This window comes from Streptomyces sp. NPDC101194, from assembly GCF_044767885.1.
Taxonomy (GTDB): domain Bacteria; phylum Actinomycetota; class Actinomycetes; order Streptomycetales; family Streptomycetaceae; genus Streptomyces.
The window spans coordinates 97,676-105,620 of record NZ_JBIWOS010000016.1 but is presented as its reverse complement, the minus strand read 5'-3'; the positions used below and the strand labels follow the sequence as shown (position 1 = coordinate 105,620).

Sequence of the window (7,945 nt, the reverse complement as noted above, 5' to 3'; positions counted from 1 at the left end):
GACGCGAGAGAACCGACCGCTTGACGTGATCGCCACACCCGGATCATGCCACCAGTCAGCAACGACGCCTCACCCGCTATCACGCACCAACTCGTTACTGATCATTTCAGAATGAGTGTGCTTGAGGGGCTTGGCAGTTGGGCGTGAGGGCGGCAGAGTTCTGCAGGTGCCGGATGATCTTGTGCCTGATGACCTGTGGGAGCGGGTAGCCCCGCTGCTTTCTTCCCGCCCACCGTGGCGCCGACGGTATCCGGGTCGGTTGCCGGTGGACGACCGAGCTGCCCTGCGTGGGATCGTTTACGTGCTGTGCAAGGGCGTGAGCTGGGCGGATGTTCCTGCGGAGAGGTCCGGCTGCAGCGGGGTGACCGCTTGGCGGCGGTTGAGGGACTGGCCCGAGGCCGGTGTCTGGCCTCGTCTGCACGAGGTCCTTCTGGCGGAGTTGCGGGCGGCCGGTCTGCTGGACATGGATGACGCGGCAGTGGACGGCTCGCATGTCAGGGCGCTCAAAGGGGGGCTCACGCCGGACCTTCGCCGGTCGACCGCGCGCGTCCGGGCAGCAAGCACCACCTGATCACCGACCGGCACGGAACACCGCTGGCGATCTCGCTGACCGGCGGAAACCGGCATGACGTCACCCAGTTGATGCCGCTGCTGGACGCGATACCCCGCATCCGCGGTGTCCGGGGTCGTCCGCGTCACCGGCCGGGCCGACTGTACGCCGACCGCGGCTACGACTACGACAAGTACCCCCGCCTCCTCCGGGCCCGCGGCATCACGCCGAAGATCGCACGCAAGGGCACAGCCCACGGCTCCGGACTGGGCAAGACCCGCTGGGTAGTCGAGCGCACCTTCGCCTGGCTCCACCAGTTCAAACGCCTGCGGATCCGCTACGAGATACGCGCCGACCTCCACCTCGGCCTACTCCAACTCGCCTGCAGCATCATCTGCTTGAGAAGACTCCGGACCTCATTCTGAAATGATCAGTAAAGCGGGTGTCGCAGGTTCGAATCCTGTCGAGTGCGTACAGGCAAGAGGCCCCGGAGTGATCCGGGGCCTCTTGCGTTTCAGGGGCCTGTTGGATGATGGGGGCAACGGGCGGCGTTCGCATGCCGTTTCAGGGGTTTCAGGGGTACGTCCGTCGGCTGGGCGTAGGGGGGAGCAGGTGGTGTCGCAGGGGCGGGATCGGTCCTTTCTCGACAGCGACGGCTGGACGGTGGTGCGTCTCGTCGCGGCTGTGTGGGGAGCTGCCAGTAGCAGCAGTGCGGCGTGGGTGCGTGTGGTGTGGCTGGTGATCGGTGCTGGGACTGCCTGGGACCTGGTGCGGGATCTGGTTAGGCGACGCCGGCAGGGCGGGTCCGGGGTCGCCGACGTCCGTGACTGACATCGCTGACAGCCTCGGGAAGGGAGAGGGCGGCAACACCACCGCACCGGCCCGGAAGTAGCGCATCCCCGGAGCCACGATCCGATTGTTCGCCCAGGTCAGCGCCCGAGGCAGCCATAAATGATCGCAGCTTCCCAAGCCCAGGGCCTACAGTGCTGCCAGCCGTGAGAAGGGAAGGGCCGTGAGCCGATCATGGTGGTTGATGCAGGGGGACGTGCACGTTGGCACCCTTGTGCTCGACCAGGTAGCCCAGCCGTGGTTTGAATGTCGCTTCAGGCCGACGTCCGCTTGGGAGCCAATGCGACCCACCGTGGAAGCATGGACCAGAGCCGTGGAGAGCAACGATAGCGACGAGGACGCGATCATCAGGGCCCTGGAAGCTGTCGACGCTCTCAAACCGGCCCTGGTCTCAGTCCCCGACTCTGAGACGATCGAAGACTTCCTCATCCACGTCGAAGGCGGCACCGCGCGGTTCCGCTACTGATGGCCCCGGACCTCCCTTGTGTCCCCCACGGCTGACATCACGTAGCCGAGCAGTCGCGGCCCAGGGCGTCAAGGCCGTTCGTACAGTGGCGCGCTCCACCTTGACGCCCTGAACCACGCCCGCTCCACGGTCTGTGGGTCGAAGGCGGACGGGATGGGAGCTGGGGTGAGTGGTGGGGCGAGTTGGGGGTTAGCGGGCGAACCGCCGATCTTCGGGCTACCTCGCTCCGCGCGAGGTGCCCTGGGCGCTGGTCCGGCGCGTTGGACGGTGACGGAAATTCCGTGCAGATGCAACCGTCGGGCACCCTGCCGAGTCCTTCACCACGTCGCGAACGAGCTGTTCGACGTGGAAGGAGATGCCACATGGCACGACAGCGCGCGGAGCGCGGAACCACGGAAGGTGAAAGACAGCGGCGGATACGCCGAGCTGCCGTCGCCGGTGGTACCACGGCCACTTGTCTCGCGGCCGCGTTCATCGCCGTCAAGGGCGTCGCGGGGGCTGCCCGCGGCGTCCCCTGGTTGATCGTGGTGCCGCTCACCGTGGTGTGCAGCGCCTTCGCCGGCTGGGCGGGGGCGAGGACCGGCCGCGAGAACGCGATCCGTGCGGAGACGCTTGGACCCGGTGAGAGGCTGGTCAGCACCTACACCGTGCGGCCGCCATTCACGCCCAGGCGGGGCCCGACCCCGTACGAGAACCCGCCCTTTCAACTGCTGCTGACCTCCCGGCACCTCCAGCTCTGGGAGCACTCCAACCTGCTGTGGGCTCACCCCTGGGCCGAACTGCGCCTGGCCGTCGACGGGCCGCGCCTGAAGATCTACCACCGGGGTGAGGAGGCTGGCTTCATGATCCTCGAACCCCCGGGAACGCCCCTGGAGATCCAGCTCGCGGCCCGCCGCCTGGGCGCGTCCTGACGGCGACTAGACCTTCGCCTGAAGGCCGTCGAGCCCCTTGATGACAAAGTTGGGCTTGCGTTCGGCTCGGGCGCCAGGCTCAGCCGCGGTGCCTTCTCCAGGAGGGCCGTCATCGCTCCACGCTCCTAAAGCAGTGGCTCCCTGGCAACCAGCGGCAGCGGCCAGCCGGCGCAGGCCACTAGGCGCTGTTTCTCGGATCATGTTCGGAGCCAGATCATGAGGGCTGCGAGGGTGACGGTGCCGAGGTAGATGGAGGCGCGTTTCTCGTAGCGGGTGGCGACTGCGCGGAAGCCCTTCAACCGGTTGATGGCGCGTTCGACGGTGTTGCGTTTCTTGTAGTGCTCGCTGTCGAACCTGGTGGGCCGGCCGCCTCGAGAACCTCGGTTCCGCCGGTGTCTCTGCTGGTCGAGACGTTCGGGGATGGTGTGTGGGATTCCGCGTCGTCGCAGGTAACGGCGGTTTCCCCGGGATGTGTAGGCCTTGTCCGCCAGGACGCGGTCGGGCTTGGTGCGGGGTCGGCCGACTCCGGTGCGGGGCACGGAGACCTGCTCCAACACGCGCTCGAGTTGAGGGCCGTCACCGTAGTGTCCGGGTGTCAGGACGAACGCGAGGGGGCGGCATCGCCCGAACGGGCCCCAGCAGCCGGACGGTACAGCCCGAAGACAGCCCAGCAGGACGTCAGTCAGTGGCAGAGCCACGACCACCGGGAACCCGCTACGAGTATCAATGTCAGTGGCATTGAGTACGGTCTACCTATGGATCCTCAGAAGGCAGGAGACGCACGGCAGGCGTGGGGCCGGGTGACCGCGTGGCTTCAACATCATGCCCCTGATGTGTTCGCTGCTCTCGGCGGCCCGGGGAGTCAGGCGGCCATCTACAAAGCCGAACTGCGCATGGGCCTAAAACTGCCAGAGCAGCTGCGGCAGTGGTTTCTGGCTCACGACATCGATGCAGGTCGGCAGCCTCATGCCGGATCGGGTCTGGTGGCGCTGGGGTGCCCGGGCGTCCTCCCCAGTGGCGGACTCCTTCTGGGCCTCATGGACGTCGAGCGTGTCTACCTCCACAAGATGGCCATGGCGGAATTGGCACCGTCCGGCGATACTGACTACCCGTCCTGGCGCAGGGAGTGGGTGCCGATCGTCTCGGAGCTCGACGGTGTCTACGGGAAGTTCGTGAACACGAGCACCGGTACGGTGGGGTCTTGGAGCGAGGGGTCGTTCCCTGAAGACAGCGAGTACGCCTCGTTGTTCGCCTTCTTTCAGGATGTGGCTGACCAGCTTGAGGGAGTTTCTTCGGGTGCCTGGGGCGGACCTGGCAGGGCCCGTGGACGCAATCCGCGTCCGGAGGATGAACCCGTACGTCTCTGGGCTCGTGCGAACGGCTACCTGGTCAATGACCGCGGACGTATCCCCGCAGCCATTCTCGAGGCGTACGAAGCATCACGGTGAGCGCCGGGTCCGAAGGTATGGGTCACAGCCAGCCGTTGATCGCGGCGATGAGGACTGTCGCCTCGTAGCGGACTGCGAGCTTGTCGTATCTGGTGGCCACGGCCCGGTGTCTCTTGAGGCGGCTGATGCCGCACTCGACCGCGTGCCTGCCGCGACGAACGGTTCGCGGCCCTGGAACAGCGCCCCGTGATCCAAGTGGAAGACCGTGGCTGCCGACGCATCATCGCGTTTCCCGTGTCCCGCCGCGGGGTGCTGCCGCGTCGGGCACGCTCAGTCGTCGGCTCCTTGATCCTCGTGGCTTCGCGGGAGAGTTAGCGAGATCGACCACATACCTGCGATCAAGCCGAAGCCGTAAGGCAGGCCGTCCCATGGCTGCGGCAACGCATGTTGGAGCACGGTCGTCGCCGTACAGATGGACACGAGTGCCAGGATCAGCAACGGGCGTCGAACAACGTGCCTGACTATCGTGATGAACGATGCGCCGAACCGCTTCAGTCTCCCTGGTTTCATGTCTGGGACTGTAGTGATGCCTTCTCGCACCGTCGCCACTCACACCAATCCACCACTCACCCCAGCTCCCGTCCTGTCCGCCTTCGACCCACACACCGTGGAGCGGGCGTGGTTCCTGGCGTCCAGGTGGAGCGCGCCACTGTACGAACGACCTGGACGCCAGGGGCCGCGTCTGCTCGGCTCTGCCCGGGGCGAAGGCGGTCGGGATGGGAGCCCCACGACGCTCGCCACGCCCCGGCCGGCACTCGCGAACGGTGCCCCTCCCATCCCGGAGTCTGAGCGCCCCCGCGAGGCATGTCTTGAAACCGCAGGCTTGGTTCTCGTCTCATGCCCCACGGCCTATCCAATGCGGGCGCGCGTCGGCGGCGGCAGCGCCGAACGAGCTGAAGGCAGGAGCGCGGGCGCAGCCAGAGCCGGGAAGCGCGCCCGGCGGAGCGGAGCGCAGCCGGGTGCCTTGATGAGGTAGAGAAACCCGTAACAGCTCAGACAGGCAGCGGTTCAGGGCTGGGAGCCTCGTCGGTGAAACCGTGCTCGGCAAGCCGGGCGGGACGCTGAGCAAGCCAGCCGGAGACTCGCGGGCCGCCGTTGACGGCGCCGCCTTCGAGGACGGTCCTGACATGCTCGAAGCCTTGATCCAGGTAGTACCGCTGGAGGCGCGCGTTGGTCGTCCAAGCATCAAGGCGGAGCCACTTGGTGGAGGCTCGGTAAGCGCGATCGCCCGCCCATTCCAAGAGCCTGCCGCCGAGGTTCTGCCCCGCGCACTCCTGCGCAACAGTCAGTTTGTTGATGAACATCGAGGGCTCGCTCAGCTCGGCCTCCGACCACAACCCCTCTTCTGCCTCTGCGGTAAGAATGATCGTTCCGGCGGTCTTGTGATCAGTCTGCGGAGTTGCTCTGCTTGAGGTCATACCCGTCGCGATGGGTGAGGACCTCCTCCATGTGGCCCTCCGCCCATGCCTTGATCGGCCGGGGGGCCGGCCACTGAGTGCACCCGATGCCGCGCACCCGATGTCGTGGTGCGCACCGACGATGACCGGCTCGGCTGGCGTACTCCCCCCGATGACGAATCACTGTCGGTGGGCCGTGCCAGAATCACGCCTCGACCCCGGATGACGCGGGAAGGCGAGACAGTTCATGGTGATATCAGCGGTTTTGGTGGCGGAGACAGTGGTGTGGCAGTCGGGGGACGGGCTTGTGCCGCGGACGCCCGGAGCGGAGTTTGTCGGCCTGTTGAACGGCGGGCACGTCGAAGTCTTCGCGCTCGCCGGGGCGGCGAAGGGGAGGTGCGGGCCTGCGCACGCTTTCCGGTTCCCGACACTCAGGAGACAAGTGACTTCACGGTGTCCTGGGCGATCGCGCCGGATGCTTCGTTCGCTGTGTTCGGAATGCCGCAGGGGGTCCTCGCGGTCGGGGCCGAAGGAGTCGAGCGCTGGGTTCACCGGCAGGGAACGTCGGAGGAGGACTTGGTCCACCGGTCCTGCGTGGTAAGCCGGGACGGAAAGTATGTATGGGCACTTGTCGTGGATGACGAAGACCCAGACGACGGCGATTTGTGGGCGGTGCTGGATTCGGTGACGGGCGAGGTGATCGCTCAAACCGCGTTGGAAGGCATGACCGAGTACTACGCCACCCAATCCCTGCACCCGGACGGCGTGCACGTCCTGCTCTCCATCGGTGAGGGGCAGAACGGCTGTTACACGTACTGGAGCCGACTTCCCGAGGAAGCGGACGGCGAGAACGTCGACGAAGACGAAGGTCGGCCGCCGTTGCTCGACTATGACGGTCTCGCGGACAACAAGCGGGTCCTGCTCGACATATCGCCTGACGGCGGGGAGTTCCTGACGGCCGGATTCAACAAGGATCTGCATCGGTGCCGCTTCCCCGATGGCGAGGACCTGGCGACCCTGGCCCGGAACCGCGTACCGCTCAGTTCGCCCAAGGACGACGGCTGGGTGACCTGGGAGGGCGGATATCTGACGGCGGACACCTGCCTGGTCGTCTCGTCCTGTGCGGACGAAAGCCTGCCGCAGCCCTCCCAGCACTGGGTCTACCAACTGTCCTCGGACGAGCTGCAAGGCCCCGTGCTCTATCCCTCGTCGGACACCCATCGCGTGGTGCGCTGCCTCGGCGACGGAACCTGGCTCACCACGGACGCGGCGGGAACGGGCTTGCTGCGCTGGCGTTTGTGACCGGTACACATGGTGTAGCGCGATCAGCTGCGCTCCTCCGGTGAGAAGCGCAGCCGGTTATACCTGCGGCGAAACGGACCGCCGGAAGAGCGAGCCGTCACGAGCAGTGGGGGGCTGGCTAGACCTGCACGGTGAGCCGGGCCTGGTCGAATCGGTGGGCGGCGAGGTCTTCGGAGCGGGTGAGCCAGTAGAGGGTGCCCTCGTCGCCCCAGGTCATCTCCGCGTCGCTGTCGCTGCCGAACTGGGCGAGCAGGGGCCAGCGTTCGGCTTCCTGGTCCAGCGGTTGGTCGCCCCACTCGTGCATGCCGCTGAGCGTCGAGTTCGCGATCTCGTACTCCACCGGGCCTTGGAAAGCCACGGCGTGGCCGCCGATCTGGTGGTCGATTTGGGTGTGCAGGTGTCCGAAGGCGCGGACGAACGGTTTGAGCTCGGCCGGGGTGTCGCGGGGATGAGGCCAGTGCCGGGTGTCGCTGCCACGCCCCGCCCGACACCCGGTTCGCACCAACCAACGATGCCCCCGATCCTATGAGCACACTCTGGTTCCGGGCTCTGGAATGGTGCCGGATGCGCGTGTACGCACGTGTGGCAGGAACCTCCGGGCTGGCCGACCAGGCCGGCCAGCCGCGCGCACCCGGCCCCATCACCACCCCGAACAGCTGACGTCGGCGTGCCCCAGGCGTCGGCTGCCGTGCGGCGGATACCCCGGGATGCACCGTGCAGGGACATGTCAGCAGCGGGTCAGTACTGCCACCTCTTGGCCGAACCCCACCACCAGACGACCGTCCGGGGAAACGGCCACGGTGTTCACCCCTGCTGGAAACACCAACTCCCGGTCCACGAGTCGGCCGGTGGCCAGGTTCCATACTCGCGCCGTATAGTCATCGCTGCCGGTGACGGCGACCGGGTGGCCGTCCACCACCCCCGTCGCCACCGCCCTCACCCCGCTGGTGTGGCTGGTGAAGGGCTCTCCGATCGGTTGGCCGGTGGCCAGGTCCCACGCCCGCACCGATCCGTCCCAGCTG

At 66.8% G+C, this 7,945-nt stretch carries 7 protein-coding genes and 2 pseudogenes; 5 read left to right on the top strand and 4 right to left on the bottom strand.

Translation table 11 applies throughout. The features are described from left to right. Positions 1 to 166: 166 nt before the first annotated feature. From ACIRP2_RS37010 to ACIRP2_RS37000, 3 genes are all read left to right on the top strand, one after another. Positions 167 to 975, top strand: a protein-coding gene (locus ACIRP2_RS37010) for an IS5 family transposase (RefSeq protein WP_404258162.1) whose coding sequence is annotated in 2 segments (ribosomal slippage) — positions 167 to 506 and positions 506 to 975 — 810 coding nt in all. Because the reading frame shifts where the segments join, the coding sequence is not laid out codon by codon here. 737 nt (positions 976 to 1,712) lie between these two features. After that, positions 1,713 to 1,865: a hypothetical protein gene (locus ACIRP2_RS37005; RefSeq protein ID WP_404258161.1), complete on the top strand. Its 153-nt coding sequence runs from the start codon at positions 1,713 to 1,715 to the stop codon at positions 1,863 to 1,865. Positions 1,866 to 2,227: 362 nt separating this feature from the next. After that, positions 2,228 to 2,776 carry a hypothetical protein gene (locus ACIRP2_RS37000; protein WP_404258160.1) on the top strand — a complete coding sequence of 183 codons (549 nt, stop codon included), beginning with the start codon at positions 2,228 to 2,230 and terminating at the stop codon, positions 2,774 to 2,776. 197 nt (positions 2,777 to 2,973) lie between these two features. Here ACIRP2_RS37000 and ACIRP2_RS36995 read toward each other — a convergent pair. Next, positions 2,974 to 3,402: pseudogene (locus ACIRP2_RS36995) on the bottom strand (IS5 family transposase); the annotation flags it as partial. A gap of 129 nt (positions 3,403 to 3,531) precedes the next feature. Between ACIRP2_RS36995 and ACIRP2_RS36990 the strand changes: the two are divergent. After that, a complete protein-coding gene (locus ACIRP2_RS36990; RefSeq protein WP_404258159.1) occupies positions 3,532 to 4,224 on the top strand; it encodes a histone-like nucleoid-structuring protein Lsr2 in 693 nt (230 codons plus the stop codon). Between the two features lie 992 nt (positions 4,225 to 5,216). Here ACIRP2_RS36990 and ACIRP2_RS36985 read toward each other — a convergent pair. Further along, positions 5,217 to 5,642: a GNAT family N-acetyltransferase gene (locus ACIRP2_RS36985; protein ID WP_404258158.1), complete on the bottom strand. Its 426-nt coding sequence runs from the start codon at positions 5,640 to 5,642 to the stop codon at positions 5,217 to 5,219. Positions 5,643 to 6,074: 432 nt separating this feature from the next. Here ACIRP2_RS36985 and ACIRP2_RS36980 point away from each other — a divergent pair, with 432 nt between their 5' ends. Then, entirely contained in the window at positions 6,075 to 6,923 is an 849-nt protein-coding gene (locus ACIRP2_RS36980) for a hypothetical protein (RefSeq protein WP_404258157.1), read from the top strand. A 118-nt stretch (positions 6,924 to 7,041) separates the two neighbouring features. Here ACIRP2_RS36980 and ACIRP2_RS36975 read toward each other — a convergent pair whose 3' ends face one another. Next, a complete protein-coding gene (locus ACIRP2_RS36975; RefSeq protein ID WP_404258156.1) occupies positions 7,042 to 7,425 on the bottom strand; it encodes a DUF1963 domain-containing protein in 384 nt (127 codons plus the stop codon). A gap of 225 nt (positions 7,426 to 7,650) precedes the next feature. After that, positions 7,651 to 7,945: pseudogene (locus ACIRP2_RS36970) on the bottom strand (hypothetical protein); the annotation flags it as partial.